Raw genomic sequence first — 15,575 nt, 5'->3', positions numbered from 1 at the left:
TGTTTGAAAAGTATTGGGCGAATATAATTTGCTACTGCGACTACACAAGCGCGACGCGTAGCGGCTTCCTGAAAGGAAGTCCGCCACGCCGACTAATGGAAAATTAAGGGTTTTAAACCCGCGTCGGCGGGTTTTGTCTCGTGTAGCCGCGATTTTTCATCGCCCAGGTGAGTAACAATTTAGACTTTTCAAACATCCTCATAAGGGAGATTTAGGGGAGCATCTCAATTTTTCAAACTTACCTGGTGACTAGAAGTCGCAGCTACTTAACCATAGAAATTTAACTTTAATAGGTAATATCTATGACTACCCTCTTTACCAATCAATCCCCAAGCGTTGCAAATTTCACTGACAACGTTCCCTACGAATTAGGCATGAAATTCCGCAGCGCCACAGGGGGACAGATTACCACCATTCGCTTTTGGAAAGCCGCTAGCGAGACAGGAACTCATACTGGCAGGATCTGGACGGCAACGGGAACTCTCCTGGGAAGCGTCACTTTTTCTAATGAGACGGCTTCTGGCTGGCAAGAGCAGGCTCTCAGCACACCAGTTGACATTCAAGCCAATACGACCTATGTAGTCAGTGTCAACGTCAACGCCTATTATGTCTTCACTAATGATCAATTAGCCAACTCCATAACTAATGGGGATCTCAGTTCAGTGGCAGACGGTAATAATGGGGTGTTTAATGGAACTTCAGGAGCCTTCCCAAGCAATTCTTACCGGAATACGAATTATTTTCGTGATATCAACTTTGTGGTTGTCTCTCTACCAACGATTACAAAGATTAGCGGCGACAATCAGACTGGTGCAACAGGTGCAACTCTGCCCGATCCCTTAGTTGTTCAGGTCAAAGACAGTTCTGGTAATCCTCAATCCGGAGTTACGGTGAACTTTGCCGTTACTGCTGGCGGGGGGTCAGTCTCGCCTACTAGTGCAGTAACTAATGCTAGCGGTCAGGCTAGTACCACCTTAACACTGGGAACTGCTTCTGGGGCAACAAGTCCTGTGACTAATACTGTCAGTGCTACGGCAACCGGAGTAGGTAGCGTAACCTTTAATGCTACTGCCAACCCCTCAGTGAACAACCAAAAGCTGTTCACGAATCAAGTTCCAACCAATGCGAATTTCACTGATAACGTTCCCTACGAGTTAGGCATGAAATTCCGCAGCGCCACAGGGGGGCAAATTAACGCTATTCGCTTCTGGAAAGCCGCTAGCGAAACCGGAACTCACATTGGCAAAATCTGGACAGCAACGGGAACACTCTTAGGAAGCGTCACTTTTTCTAACGAAACGGCTTCTGGCTGGCAGCAGCAACTTCTAGAAACGCCAGTTGACATTCAAGCGAATACTACTTATGTAGTTAGTGTCAACGTTAACGCCTATTATGTCATAACTAACAATGAACTGGGCAGTTCCATTGTTAATGGCGATCTGAGTTCAGTGGCAGACGGCAACAATGGAGTGTACAACGTCAATCCGAATTCTTTCCCAACAAATTCTTACCAAAATAGTAACTATTATCGCGATATTGGCTTTGTCGCTGGTAGTACCTTAGAAAAAGTCAGTGGAGATAATCAGAATGGCGCTACTGGCTCTACTCTACCCAATCCCCTAGTAGTGCGAGTCCTAAATGCTCAAAACAGTCCTCAGTCAGGGATCACGGTGAACTTTGCCGTTACTAGTGGTGGTGGGTCAGTCTCGCCCACTAGTGCAGTAACTAATGCTAGTGGTCAGGCAAGTACAACCTTGACGCTCGGCCCAGTACCCAGTGCTCCTGGAGGGGTAGTAGTCACTGCAACAGCAGCAGGTATCGGCAGTACTACCTTCTCAGCTTCAGCAACTCCGCCGAATCCCAATCCTATCTATTTAGAAAATCTGAATTCTGGCACAACTAACTGGAAGCTTGTCAACCGAGCCAGTGGTGAGATCGCTGGCTATGCTTCAGCAACCAGTGTCAATAAGGGGGGATCGCTGGACATTAAGGTTTCCCTTGGACAAGCTGGACAGTTTACCATCGACGTATACCGCCTGGGCTACTATGGTGGCACGGGAGGAAGGCTAATGGCTAGTAGCGGCTCGCTCACTGGCACCGTCCAAAACCCCTGTACCTTAGATTCTAATACCCGCTTAGTCGAGTGTAACTGGACGACTTCTTATGTATTGCAAGTAGGCAATAACTGGACTAGCGGTATTTATGTTGCCAAGCTGACCGATCAGGCTAGTAGTAGAGTGGCACACGTGTGGTTTGTCGTCCGAGATGATAGCAGCAATGCGGATATCTTGTTCCAAAGTGCCGTTTCTTGTGTCCTAGCGTATAGCACGACTGGGGGTTATAGCTTGTACAGCTTTAACAGTATTGGCGGCCAACGAGCTTTCAAGGTTTCCTACGACCGACCCTTCTCCCAAGCAAGCTATCAAGAGTCCTACGAGTTCGACACACCCCTGCGATGGGAATACAATATGGTGCGCTGGTTGGAATCTCAAGCTTACAATGTCACCTATACCGACAACATGCAGATTCACGCCAACGGCCAAACATTGCTCAATCCCAACAATCACAAAGTATTCCTGTCTGTAGGGCATGATGAGTACTGGTCTAAAGAAATGCGTGATGCGGTCGAGGCTGGCCGCGGCGCTGGAGTTAATTTGGGATTTTTCTCTGCTAATACTTGCTATTGGCGAGTGAGGTTTGAAAATTCTACTTCTGCTGCTGGGCAGGTGAAGCCGGATCGGGTGATGGCGTGCTACAAACAAGATTGGGCATCAGATCCAATCGCCCAGCAACAAGGAGCATCAGCAGCTACTAATAAATTCCGCAGCGTCCAGAACCAACGACCGGAAAACTCCTTATTGGGAATCATGTACGGTAGCGACACCACAAATCTCTACGGTGGTTATAACTATGTTGTTACCAACAGCAATGATCCTTACTATGCGAACACGGGACTCCAGAATGGAGATCAGTTCGAGCTTTTAGTAGGCTACGAATGGGATTTCACCGTGAATAATGGGTCTGCTCCTGCGGGTCTTGTCACTTTGTCTAACTCAACAGTTGAGCCTGCTCCCCTATTGCCAACCTTTGACGAACCACCTGGAGAACAGACTCTTCCTGCTAACCAGGATTTCACTAAGGCTCACTCAGCCCGCTACACAGCAAGTAGTGGAGCTAAAGTTTTTGCTTCCGGAACTAATCAGTGGTCATGGGGGCTAGACAGTGATGATGTTAGCCCAGCTAGGGAAGATATTCGGGTCAAGCAAACAACTGTCAATATCTTGGCAGATATGGGAGCTAGACCCCAAACGCCAAATGCAAACCTCATCGTTCCTTAAAAGCGTCCAACAGCGACGAATGAAATAAGTTAGTAGGGTGCGTCAGTCAGAGAGAACCTGGAAATACCAAGAGATTATTCATACTGACGCACCTTACATAGGGATATTTTTTATCTAAAAGTCCCTAAAAGCGCCCGTGTTCTATAAAGAATCTCACAAGGAGTATGTCATAGTGACACCATTAAAACGCCGACAATTTACTCAACTGGCCGCTGCTGGTTTGACTTCCACTATTGTTGCCGATATCTCTAGTAAAGCGCTGGCTCAAAATAACGGCAAGAGTGAAGAGGTTCTTTATGGAGTAAACCTTCCTAGTAAATCCAATGCTCTAAATCGAGAAGATGAAACTCCCTCAGTGGAGTTAAGCACTGCTGATATGGAGACACAAAGGCTTGTTTCTAGAACCGATGTGCCAGCTCAGTCTGTGGACAATCCATCATCTGTACGGAAAAAATCTCGGGCCTTCTTTACTGGTGACTCTGACAGGATTACGAAATTGACAGCACTTGGAGATGGAAATCTAGTAATTTCTACAGTCTCTAAGACGAGAAATGGTTATTTCAATCATCTTATTTATACTGTCGGAGGTGCTAGAAATCCTCAATTCAGAGCCAAGAAAGTCCTAGAGTTAGAGACAGCCGATCAGACTGTTGAAAGCTTGTTAAGCCTTCCCAAAGATCAACTTTTGTGCTTGGTGGGAACTGAGGGTGTCCCACCTTTTGCGTTCAAAATTATCGATTCTACAAGCGGTAAAATTCGTTCTGGCGATGATCTGGCTCTACCCCCATTGCCGCCTAACCATCGATTTGCTAACCTCTGCCAAGATCCGAAGGGAAATATTTTCTTAACCGAGACTAGTTCAGAAGGAATCCCCATTTTAATCTCGATGAACTTGCAGGAGAAAGCTGTTGTTACGGGCAAAGTCAAAATTCAAAGACTCACCCCACTGAACTTTGAAGGAAGTCCTCAGATCAACGATGTTAAAGACTTAAACTTCTCTGCCTCTGGTCAATTGTATGCCCTTACTACTGATAAGGGTGGAAAAAATAATGCCCTGTTTACGGTGGACACGAAAAGCGGCAAGATGGGACTAGTCAGGGAATTTCCGTTCGAGAAGTTTGCGTTCTCTGTCTAGTACGACTTGGTGAGTCTCTTTTTTTCCTAGCATTTATATTCTTGAACGAGAAATAATTAAACTAAAAGAAAATGCAAAATAGTCGTGTATTAATTACAGGTGGCGCAGGTTTAGTTGGCTCACATATTGCTGATTTGCTAGTTAAAGAGGAAGTTGCGGAAATTATTGTTTTGGATAACTTCACGCGCGGACGACTGGCGAACCTGGCTTGGACAAAAGAACATGGTCCTTTGGTGATTGTTGAAGGCGATATTCGCGATCAAAAACTTCTAGGGGAAGTTATGCAAGGTGTAGATTATGTCTTTCACCAAGCAGCAATCCGCATTACTCAATGTGCTGAGGAACCCCGTTTGGCGTTGGAAGTACTGGCTGACGGCACATTTAACGTTTTGGAAGCCGCAGTCAACGCTAAAGTCAAAAAAGTAGTCGCCGCTTCTTCTGCTTCTATTTATGGCATGGCAGAGGATTTCCCCACCACTGAATCTCATCATCCTTATAATAACGGCACTCTTTACGGTGCAGCTAAGGTCTTTAATGAGGGATTATTACGTAGTTTCTACGAAATGTACGGTCTAGACTATGTAGCACTGCGCTACTTCAACGTCTATGGACCGCGTATGGATATTTATGGTGTTTACACCGAAGTACTAATCCGGTGGATGGATCGGATCGTCGCAGGTAAACCGCCACTAATTTTTGGTGATGGTAAGCAGACTATGGACTTTGTGTATATTGAAGATATCGCCAGAGCCAATATTTTAGCTGCCAAAACCGAGGTTACAGACGAAGTATTTAATGTTGCTAGTGGTGTAGAAAGTAGTTTGAATGACCTCGCCTATAGCTTGGCTAAGGTAATGGGGTCGGACTTGCAGGCGGAATACGGGCCAGAACGCAAAGTCAATCCCGTACAGCGCCGACTTGCAGATGTGAGCAAAGCTCAGAAATTATTGGGTTTTGCAGCAGAGGTGTCTTTAGAAGAGGGATTACGTCGGTTGGTGAATTGGTGGCGTTCTGAAAAGCAGACTAAGGAAACAAGCAATGTCTGAAAAGATACAAAGTATTCCCATTGCCAAACCCTGGATGGGAGAAGCAGAGGCAGAGGCAGCTAGGCGTGCAATTATGTCTGGGTGGGTGACGCAGGGTCCGGAAGTCTCCGCTTTTGAGCAGGATTTTGCGGCTTACGTAGGGGCAAAATCGGCTTGTGCTGTTTCTAATTGTACAACTGCGTTACATCTAGCATTGTTAGCTGTGGGAGTGCAGCCTGGGGATGAAGTGATTACCGTCAGTCATTCCTATATTGCCACCGCTAACAGCATCCGCTACTGTGGGGCAATCCCCGTGTTTGTGGATATTGAACCACAGACATACAACATCAACCCGATGTTAATTGAAGATGTGATTAGTGATCGCACTCGCACTATTCTTATTGTCCACCAAATGGGGATGCCTTGCGATCTCAAACCTATTTTGGACATTGCCCGCCGTCACAATTTACCAGTAATTGAAGATGCAGCCTGTGCGATCGCTAGTGAAATTCTCTGGGACGATAAGTGGGAAAAAATCGGTAAACCACACGGTGATATTGCTTGTTTCTCCTTTCACCCCCGCAAAGTGATCACCACTGGTGATGGCGGGATGCTAACCACAAATAATCCAGAATGGGATAAACTATTTCGCCTCTGGCGACAACACGGAATGAGCGTTCCTGACACCGTACGTCACGGTGCAAAACAGGTAATATTTGAGTCTTATCCCATGTTGGGTTACAACTACCGGATGACTGATATCCAAGCAGCAGTCGGACGAGAACAACTCAAACGTCTACCTGAAATTGTCGAACGTCGGCGTTATTTGGCACAACGGTATCAGGAAATGTTAGCAGATGTGCCGGGATTGAAATTACCGACAGAACCAGCTTGGGCAAAAAGTAACTGGCAAAGTTTCTGTGTGAGGTTGTCAGAAAAATATGACCAAGTACAAGTCATGCAAACTATGCTAGATGCTGGGGTATCTACCCGACGGGGAATTATGTGCGCCCATCGGGAACTAGCTTACAGTATAGAAGCTTGGTCTTGTGGAATTGATGGCGATGCTTGTGATTGCAAACAAGGAAGTTGTCAACGCTTAATTGAAAGTGAACAAGCTCAGGAGCGTGCGATTATTTTACCCCTGTTTCATCAGATGACTCAAGAAGAACAGAATCGGGTGGTTGAGGTTTTGAAAACAGCTTTTAAGAAGTAAAAAGTAAAAAGTAAAAAGATAATCCCCATAAATAAATTTAGGGGAAATAATCACGGACGTAGCAACTTCGGCGCTATGCGTCTGGTAGACGCGAAGCGGCTTCAAGGAAGAGTAATAAATGTTTTCCTGATCGATCCATAAATAAATTTAGGGGCTTAGTACCAGCACTTTTTCTTAGGAAGTGACTTTTGCCTTGTTCGGTCAAGTTTGAATGTTCAACATAAATAAGTATTCATAGAAAAGGTTCAAATGATCGCAGCGATCGCTTGAACCTTTTCTATAAATAAGAAACTATTCATAATACTTGCTTAAGTATTTACAGTAAAACTTAAGTATTTTTTATTATAATTCAAGATTGTATTAGAAAAATTCAAGATTATATTAGAAAAATATAAGCATTTGTTGCTTTTGCTTATGCATAACAAAAATTGCTTTTAATCTTTTCGGAACTTACTTACTTATTTCACATGCTCGGCAAAATGCTCCTAATTTTTCCCCAAGATTACGGTTATGAACTGATCTAACCATTTCTTAAAATTTAGGTGTCGTTTGATCAACAGAGTGCCGAATTTATGAGCAGACGTAAGCGAAGTTCACCAATTTTGGAAAAAGCAGACCGCCGGATTGCTGGTTTCATGTCTATTGATGAGGCATTAGACTTGGGTAATGGTCTAAACATGCAAGCATTTACAAGTTCTGTTGAGAATACTAGGGAAAAACTTAAGGTTTACAACACCATATTATCTAAGCTTGATCAAGCGTATCATGAAGTTTTGGAGGCAGAGCAGAATCTATCAAGTCTCTCAGAGCGTATGATGAATGGCGTTGCATCAAAGTTTGGCAAAGATAGCAGCGAGTATGAAATGGCAGGAGGGACTAGACGTAAAGAACGGCGACGACGAGTGAAGATAGCCCCCATTGAGTCATCATAGAAGTTAAAGGTTTGAATAGTGCGATCGCTTTTCTTGGAGAGCGATCGTTTTTTGTCTTGAAAAGCTTCATAAAGTTGTAGTAATTATATGGAAACAGTCAATGATACACTTTCCGTGTGGAAAGAAGAAGGCACTCGTCTAATTCAACCCCGCATAGATGTGTTTCGTAGCCTTATTGATCAAACTAAAAACTTGGTGGAAAAACACCAGTACGATGCAGCAGCAGTCTATGCAGAAATTGCAGCTTGCTATACGCTTTATCAACATTGTGGTATTTTCGTCAGCACCGAATTAGAGCATATCCTTCTCACTATTGGACAAAAAGCAATACAACAAAGTAATTCTATAAATAAAAATATTTTATTGCCTAAAAATCCAAAAAATATACTTCATGTTGCTACTGTTGTCGGTTCGATTGGCGGACATTCTAGAATGATTTGGCGCTGGATTCAGCAAGATGCAGATCGTTCCCATTCTCTTGTGTTAACGCGACAGGATCAAAAAGAAGTCCCCAAAATCATGAAGGAGGCTGTTGCGAACAGCCAAGGTAAAATATATTCTCTCAGAGATAGCATTGGTCATCTTGTATCCAGGGCTAAACAACTACGCCAAATTGCAGCCTCAGCAGATCTTGTTGTGTTACACACTTCATGCGAAGATGTCATTCCAATTATTGCATTTGCCAATAAAGAACAATCTCCTCCTATTATTCTGTTGAATCATGCCGATCACTTCTTTTGGTTAGGTGTCAGTATTAGCGATATTGTTGCAAATCTTCGTGAATCGGGTATGTATCTCTCACAAGAACGTAGAGGCGTAGAGGCCAAGCGTAATGTGATACTTCCGATTATTTTGCCTCCTATTCATAGAACCCTAACTCGAATAGAAGCAAAGAATAAGCTTGGTATAGATGAAAACAATATTTTACTACTGTCTATTGCCAGGAGTCTTAAGTATAGGTCAATGGACGGAGTCAACTTTGCCGAGGCGCATATTCCATTACTAGAACGACACAAACAAGCTATATTAGTTGTTATTGGTCCCGGAGTGCGGGAAGATTGGTCACAAGCAATTCAACAAGCCCAGGGAAGAATCATTGTCTTAGAAGAGCGTGAAGATACCTCCACCTTTTACCAAGCTGCTGACATTTATGTTGATTCTTTCCCGTTTATCTCCAACACTTCTCTTTTAGAAGCTGGAAGCTATGGTATCCCATTAGTCAGTCGTTACCCATTTGATTCTGATTTATGCAGTATTCTAGGCGCTGATATGCCTGGTTTGAGTGGTAATCTAATGCGTGTAAAAGATATTGAGGAATACACAGCAGTCCTATCTCACCTAATTGAAGATGAAGCATTTCGGTTATCTATCGGGGAAGCAACCAGAAAAAAAATTGCCGAGATACACCGGGAAAATTGGCAGCAAGCTTTGGAAAATTTATACTCTCTTGCGATTCATGTTCCTAGAGTAACATTATCATCAGTTTCAGTTGATGAACAGTTTCTGGGCGAACCAGATGTTTTCTTCCCTTATTTCTTTGAACATAAAAATTTTGATATAGATTGGTTATTTCATACTCGCTTTGGAATTATGCCCATTGATGAACGATTACACCTCTGGATTAGATTTGTCAGAAAGTATGGATTTAGTCGTTTTACTCGCTTTAGTTGGTTGAGTACGCTGTTTCCTGAATGGATGTATATAAAGTTGAAAAAAATGGTATTTGGATAATATGAGGTGAAGAAGGGGAGCATCCCAGTTTCTCAATATATAGCAAAAGGTTTAAACCCTTTGCTAATAGTGCAAGTCGTCTTCAGACGACTCAAATAAATTAAACAGTCTGCTGAAGCAGACTTTAGCTATGAGGGTCTTCCACGTAGAAAAAACGGGCAGGCTTCTTTGGATATTCCGCATGGCCCATTGATTAATAAAGGGGTTTATAAGCCTGCCCATTTTTTTGGGGACAATGCAAATGAGACTGCGATTGAAATCGCAGGCGGGTTTGAACTTAAAACTATACTCAGTAAATTTCTATTTATGGATTATTGCTTTTGTACCATAGCACTTCGTTCTCCTTACCGTCTTCTTGCTAAAAACCTTGCAGAAGATTTAAACAAATATGCTCCTAAAGTAAATCTTATAATTTTCTCAGATGAACCCGATGATTTCAAAGATTATCAAAATATTTTGGCATTTAAATATCACCAAAAAGGAATTCCTCACTGTTGGAATGATCGGCGATTTGTAGTTGAAAAAGCATTATCAATGTACCGTAGTGCGATACATATTGATGCAGATACAAGAATAGTAGCGAATGTACCAGAACAAGTCGAATGGCTACCTGGTATTACTGCGATGACTGATGACTTACTTCAACATGCACATGAGTGGATGTATGCTCCCGACGTGAAGTTGATGAAAAATTTAGGTAATAAATTAAAGATCCCATTGGAAAAAGCCAAGCTAATTCATGAATCTTTATACATTATTACCAGAGATGACGGAAGAGAACTTGAGTTTTTAAAACAGTGGGATATTATTGCAAGAACTTTAGAATTGAGAGGATATACCAGTTCAGATGGCTATTTAATGGGAATGGCTGCCCAAAAAGTTGGTTTGAGTATTAACAAGTATGGTTGGGAAAATCTTAAAAATATAACAAATCATTTTTTTGCAGACAACAATCGCAAACCCAAAACTTTTTGGAATAAGTTGCAAAGAAAAATGAATTATTCCTATCGATTAAATCGAGCGAGACTAACTCAGATATTGCACCTCGAAACTTAAATATTGCTTCTCTTTTGTTGTGTTAAGGAAAACGATCACTTGATAAAATTCATTTTATGAAAATAACTTGTTCAATTCTTTGCTATAACTACGGTCGTTACTTAGCTAAAGCTATTGAAAGTTGCCTAAATCAAAAACCAGGTGACTACGAGCTTGAAATTTTAGTTATAGATGATGGGTCAACTGATGAAACCCCTGAAATTTGCCAGCATTATCAAGATAGCATTCGAGTATTGCGTTCGGAAAATCAAGGATTTGGAGCTAGTTTAGATAAAGCTATTTTGGAATCATCTGGAGATTATGTTTGTTTGTTAGATGCAGATGACTATTTTGACAATAACAAAATATTAGCTCTCATCCCATTCATGCAAAAAGGTTATTTATATATAGAACATACAAAGTATTTTATCAATTCAGATGGTCAATTGATAAACTCTACAGTTTATGGAGGTGGCAATACAAGTACTTTGTGTCTTAATCGTGCTGCTGCACTATCTCTTCTACCTGTTCAAAATGAAATATTCTTTCATCCTCTCAAGTCAGCAGGGCATGGTTTTGAATTAGATGAGCCTTTGACATTTTACCGCATTCATGACTCTAGTATGATTGGGAGCAAGCCAGCAGATCTATGGTATAGTCACCTAGCTCAAATTACCCATCTTCTGGCCGATCAACTTCTTTCCATGTCACAACAACCACCTGCTTGGGTTGACTCAAATATGTTGAAGAAAATAAGTAGAGAGTATCGTGCTACTGCTTATTACAATCAAATGGAAGCAGCCTTGCATAATAATAAACGCCGACAAGCAATGTTAGCTTGCTTAGGAATTTTACTGGCTGCTATGCGTTCTCGAATGGGTTTGACTGTTTGGCACTGTAAAGTAATCATTAGAGGAACTGTATTAGGAAGAGCTATTGAGTCAAGAACAGTAAATATTTGAATATATACAAAATAAAATTATTATAAAAGTGAATCTAAAAAATCAGCCTAGAAAAATTATTCAAATAGTTCCTCAATTACCGCCAGCAATCAATGGCTTAGGAGATTATGCACTGAACTTAGCTCGTCAGTTGCGGAAAGATTATGAAATAGAAACACACTTTATTGTTGGCGATCGCCACTGGAATGGAGCTACTGCAATTGAAGATTTTTCTATCCAAAAAGTGGAAATTGATTCTGCTGAAGCATTGTTATCTCTATTATCTTCTGACAGTAATCAATCAATTTTAGCCTCCACAGCCCCGATTTTACTACATTATGTAGGTTATGGTTATGCCAACAAAGGCTGTCCGGTGTGGTTGGTTAAAGGCTTGGAGCTTTGGAAAGCTAAACATACCAACTCGCAGTTAGTAACTATGTTCCATGAAGTATATGCTTCTGGCTCACCTTGGACTAGTGCTTTCTGGTTATCTCCCCTACAGCAAAATATAGCAGCTCGGTTACTTAAATTAAGCGATCGCAGCCTTACTAGCAAAGTAAGTTATGCTGAAATTCTCTATAAACTGGCACGAATTAAACAAGGCCCCATTACTTCAGTCCCCGTTTTTTCCAATATTGGTGAACCAGAGTCAGAGTCTGTCTCATCCCTAGCAAAACGTTCTCGACGGTTAGTAGTATTTGGACATCGTAACAGTAGATCACAAGTTTATCAGCAATGCCACAAAGCTTTGGAGCAAATCTGCCAGACTCTAAAAATTACAGAAATATGTGATATTGGCATTTCTACTGGTTTAGAACTATTTGAAATTAATGGTATTCCAATACTGGAAAAGGGCGTGGTTGAAGCAGCAGAAGTGAGCAAAATTCTGCTCGATTCTGTTGCAGGTTTTTTAAATGTTCCCCCACCAACACATTTAGCAAAATCAACTATTTTTGCTGCTTATTGTGTTCACAAACTGATTCCTTGCATGACTACTTCCAGCAAAGTACCGATTGATGGTCTCCAAGGTGGTAAGCATTATTGGTCTACTGGTGATCAAGATAGACAACTGTGCCTGGACTTGGGGCAAGAAATTGCCGACAATGCCTATGCTTGGTATCAAAATCATAATTTATCTACACAAGCCCAGATTTTTGCTAACTACCTTGGGGCAAATTCTGATGAGGAGTAAAAAATGAATAATCGTAAGTATAGAGTACTAATTATAGCTTCTCATCCTGTTCAGTATTCTGCCCCACTTTTCCAGTTAATGGCACAGCATCCAAAGCTGGATATTCTAGTAGCTTATTGTAGTTTACAAGGTGCAGAAGCAGGCTTAGACTCTGAATTTGGTATAGAAGTAAAATGGGATATTCCACTTTTGGATGGCTATCCCTGGATTCAAATCCCTAATCAATCTCCTAAACCTGGCTTACATAGTTTTTTTGGACTAATCAATTTAGATTTGTGGAACAAAATACACAGTGGTAAATTTGATGCTGTAATTGCGTACACAGGCTATGCCTATGCAAGTTTTTGGATTGTAGCAGCAGCAGCAAAAATTAGTGGAACTGCCCTACTATTTGGTACAGATGCTCATGAGTTAAGTCCCAGAGATGGCTCTGGCTGGAAAGTCCATCTGAAAAAGTTACTATTACCTTGGATCTTTGGTCTTGCAGATACTGTTATTGTCCCCTCATCTGGAGGTATAAAATTTATTAATTCCTTGGGGATTTCCGAACAACGCATACAGTTGACGCCTTATGTAGTTAATAATGAATGGTGGATAGCCCAGGCAAAGCAGGTAAATAAAAATCTTGTGCGTCAGGAGTGGAAGATTCCAGAGAATGCTCTTGTTATCCTTTTCTGCGCTAAACTCCAACCGTGGAAACGTCCGCAGGACGCTTTACGAGCATTTGCCAAAGCTAATGTCTTAGAAAGTTATCTAGTATTTGCTGGTGAAGGCCCATTGCGCTCAGAATTAGAAGCAGAAGCAGAAGCATTAGGAATAGCAGAGCGAGTTAGATTCCTTGGTTTTGTTAATCAGTCTCATTTACCCTCAGTTTATCGCTCTGCTGATTTGTTCGTCTTTCCATCAGAGTACGAACCTTTTGGTGTTGTTGTAAATGAGGCGATGCTTTGTGGTTGTCCTGTAATAGTGAGCGATCGCGTCGGTGCTCGCTATGATCTTGTTCAAGATGGTGAAACAGGACTTATTTATTCCTGTGGTGACGTAGATGCTTTAGCAGAAATTTTCCGAACACTTCTTAGCGATCCTGAGCATTTGAAAAAAATGAGTAATGCTGCTGCTAAACGCATGGAAACTTGGTCGCCTCACCAAAATATAGAATCTCTAGTGCAAGCTTTAGAGGTTGTTTGAAAAGATGGTAATTAAAAAGTAAAAAGATAAAAGTAAAAAGTAAAAAGAAAATCCCCATAAATAAATTGAGGGGAAATAATCACGGACATAGCAACTTCGGCGCTCCGCGTCTGATAGACGCGTAGCGGCTTCTCGTAGAGTAATAAATGTTTTCTCAATCATTCCATAAATAAATTTCGGGGCTTAGTACCAGCACTTTTTCTTTCTTTTTCCTTTTAATACCAATTCTCTGTGAAGCTGCACACTATTTTGACCCCTCGCAACCTCCCTTTGGTAAGGGGAGGTGCCGCAGGCGGTGGGGTTCTTTCTATGCGTCTTCATATAGAAATGGTATAACTTTTTAATAAGTGCCTTGTTTGGTCAAGTTTGCTATCAAATATTTAATAAAAAAATTAAGCATCAATGAATATTCTTATTTATTCACCTGTATTTTACCCAAGTATAGGTGGACTAGAGACAGTTGTCTCCATACTAGCTCACGAGTTTTTTTCTCAAGGACATGAAGTCAAACTAGTCTCACAAACACCCGCAACAGATTCAAAAATTTTCCCTTTTGAAGTTATTCGACAACCTCACCCAAATCAACTATTAAACTTAACTCACTGGTGTGATATTTATTTCCAACCTAACATTAGTCTCAAGGGAATTTGGCCCTTGCTTATTAGTCCCAAACCTTGGGTCGTAGCACACAATGGTTGGTACACTCGCACAGATGACAGTTTAGGCTGGCAAGATTATTTAAAACATTTTGCTATCCGTTTTGCGACTGGTATTTCAGTTAGTCAGGCTGTCGCTAATCATGTCTCAACCCCATCGACAGTTATTCCTAATCCTTATCGGGAAGACATATTCTACGAAATACCAGAAATTCCTCGTGACAAAGAACTTGTCTTCTTAGGACGATTAGTCTCTGACAAGGGAGCAGATTTGTTACTAGATGCTTTGGCTAATCTCAAAACTCTAGGAATCACTCCCAAATTGACAATTATAGGTAGTGGACCAGAAGAATCTAAATTACGTCAACAAGTTAAGGATTTAGAGCTTTTGCATCAGGTTGATTTTGTGGGCGTGAAAGTTGAACATGAGTTAGCTAAATTATTAAATGCTCACCAAATTTTGGTAGTACCATCTCGTTGGCAAGAACCGTTTGGAGTTGTGGCACTCGAAGGCATAGCCTGTGGTTGTGTTGTTATAGGCTCAGAAGGTGGAGGCTTAAAGGAAGCAATTGGTTTTTGTGGGGTAACTTTTCCTAATGGTGATGTTCAAGCCTTAACTCAAGTTCTGAGTAACTTACTAACTGATACTAGCAAGTTATTTCAATATCGAGAAAAAGCAGCGTCGCACCTCTGCCGTCATCGTCAGGCAGATGTAGCAAAAGCCTACTTACAAGTATTTGAGCAAGCTATTCAGCCAACTTCTTTAGTAAAATAATTTTATATAGGAAATTAGGTTATTTTATATGTAAAAAGAATTAGCCTGTATTATAATTAATTATTTTTTCATAAGAGGTTGTTTGAAAAGTGATTGGCTGTAATTTTAATTACATTATTACCCCCCTTAATCCCCCCTTATAAAGGGGGGAAACAAGAGAAATCCGGTTCCCTCCCCTTTATAAGGGGAGGGTTAGGGTGGGGTAAAAAATATTTGATACATCAATCATGACTTTTCAAACATCCTCTCAGAATAAACTATAAAAGGCATATAAATTGAATATTATATTTTTGATAATAGCTATTTCCATACTTGTTTTTTATATAAATTATCTTATTAACCTCAACTGGCGCAGTGCGGTTAAAGCTGTTTTTTTCATTTTAGTTATTGAAGGTATATTGCGAAAATGGA

At 41.3% G+C, this 15,575-nt stretch carries 11 protein-coding genes; all 11 read left to right on the top strand.

All coding sequences use genetic code 11. The features are described from left to right. Window positions 1–302: 302 nt before the first annotated feature. Complete coding sequence (locus tag AC5JMK_RS11525; RefSeq protein ID WP_495910126.1) at window positions 303–3,338, top strand: N,N-dimethylformamidase beta subunit family domain-containing protein; 3,036 nt, start codon at window positions 303–305, stop codon at window positions 3,336–3,338. A 172-nt stretch (window positions 3,339–3,510) separates the two neighbouring features. Then, on the top strand, window positions 3,511–4,473 hold the full coding sequence (locus AC5JMK_RS11520) for a hypothetical protein (RefSeq protein WP_096679005.1): 963 nt from the start codon (window positions 3,511–3,513) through the stop codon (window positions 4,471–4,473). Window positions 4,474–4,544: 71 nt separating this feature from the next. Then, window positions 4,545–5,519, top strand: a complete 975-nt coding sequence (locus tag AC5JMK_RS11515; RefSeq protein WP_096676336.1) for an NAD-dependent epimerase/dehydratase family protein — start codon at window positions 4,545–4,547, stop codon at window positions 5,517–5,519. Next, window positions 5,512–6,714 (top strand): DegT/DnrJ/EryC1/StrS family aminotransferase, encoded by a 1,203-nt coding sequence (locus tag AC5JMK_RS11510; protein ID WP_495910125.1) that lies wholly within the window; start codon window positions 5,512–5,514, stop codon window positions 6,712–6,714. The genes AC5JMK_RS11515 and AC5JMK_RS11510 overlap by 8 nt, the downstream gene beginning before the upstream one ends. A 572-nt stretch (window positions 6,715–7,286) precedes the next feature. Continuing rightward, window positions 7,287–7,646, top strand: a complete 360-nt coding sequence (locus AC5JMK_RS11505; protein ID WP_495910124.1) for a hypothetical protein — start codon at window positions 7,287–7,289, stop codon at window positions 7,644–7,646. 87 nt (window positions 7,647–7,733) lie between these two features. After that, the gene (locus AC5JMK_RS11500; protein ID WP_096676339.1) at window positions 7,734–9,377 is read left to right on the top strand and encodes a glycosyltransferase; all 1,644 of its coding nucleotides are present in this window, start codon (window positions 7,734–7,736) and stop codon (window positions 9,375–9,377) included. Window positions 9,378–9,545: 168 nt separating this feature from the next. Further along, window positions 9,546–10,433 (top strand): hypothetical protein, encoded by an 888-nt coding sequence (locus AC5JMK_RS11495; protein ID WP_495910123.1) that lies wholly within the window; start codon window positions 9,546–9,548, stop codon window positions 10,431–10,433. Between the two features lie 56 nt (window positions 10,434–10,489). Then, window positions 10,490–11,374: a glycosyltransferase family 2 protein gene (locus tag AC5JMK_RS11490; protein ID WP_495910122.1), complete on the top strand. Its 885-nt coding sequence runs from the start codon at window positions 10,490–10,492 to the stop codon at window positions 11,372–11,374. Between the two features lie 28 nt (window positions 11,375–11,402). Then, window positions 11,403–12,545, top strand: a complete 1,143-nt coding sequence (locus AC5JMK_RS11485) for a glycosyltransferase family 1 protein (protein ID WP_495910121.1) — start codon at window positions 11,403–11,405, stop codon at window positions 12,543–12,545. A gap of 3 nt (window positions 12,546–12,548) precedes the next feature. Further along, window positions 12,549–13,733 carry a glycosyltransferase family 4 protein gene (locus tag AC5JMK_RS11480; protein WP_096676341.1) on the top strand — a complete coding sequence of 395 codons (1,185 nt, stop codon included), beginning with the start codon at window positions 12,549–12,551 and terminating at the stop codon, window positions 13,731–13,733. A gap of 402 nt (window positions 13,734–14,135) precedes the next feature. Further along, window positions 14,136–15,164 carry a glycosyltransferase family 4 protein gene (locus AC5JMK_RS11475; protein ID WP_096676342.1) on the top strand — a complete coding sequence of 343 codons (1,029 nt, stop codon included), beginning with the start codon at window positions 14,136–14,138 and terminating at the stop codon, window positions 15,162–15,164. The last annotated feature ends 411 nt before the right edge of the window (window positions 15,165–15,575 follow it).

Source organism: Pelatocladus sp., assembly GCF_059505505.1.
This window is presented reverse-complemented; position numbering and strand designations above follow the sequence as displayed.

Coding starts and splice junctions, on each gene's coding strand:
- AC5JMK_RS11490 (WP_495910122.1), top strand. CDS start 10,490: ATGAAAATAACTTGTTCAATTCTTTGCTATAACTACGGTCGTTACTTA.
- AC5JMK_RS11505 (WP_495910124.1), top strand. CDS start 7,287: ATGAGCAGACGTAAGCGAAGTTCACCAATTTTGGAAAAAGCAGACCGC.
- AC5JMK_RS11515 (WP_096676336.1), top strand. CDS start 4,545: ATGCAAAATAGTCGTGTATTAATTACAGGTGGCGCAGGTTTAGTTGGC.
- AC5JMK_RS11525 (WP_495910126.1), top strand. CDS start 303: ATGACTACCCTCTTTACCAATCAATCCCCAAGCGTTGCAAATTTCACT.
- AC5JMK_RS11510 (WP_495910125.1), top strand. CDS start 5,512: ATGTCTGAAAAGATACAAAGTATTCCCATTGCCAAACCCTGGATGGGA.
- AC5JMK_RS11500 (WP_096676339.1), top strand. CDS start 7,734: ATGGAAACAGTCAATGATACACTTTCCGTGTGGAAAGAAGAAGGCACT.
- AC5JMK_RS11480 (WP_096676341.1), top strand. CDS start 12,549: ATGAATAATCGTAAGTATAGAGTACTAATTATAGCTTCTCATCCTGTT.
- AC5JMK_RS11475 (WP_096676342.1), top strand. CDS start 14,136: ATGAATATTCTTATTTATTCACCTGTATTTTACCCAAGTATAGGTGGA.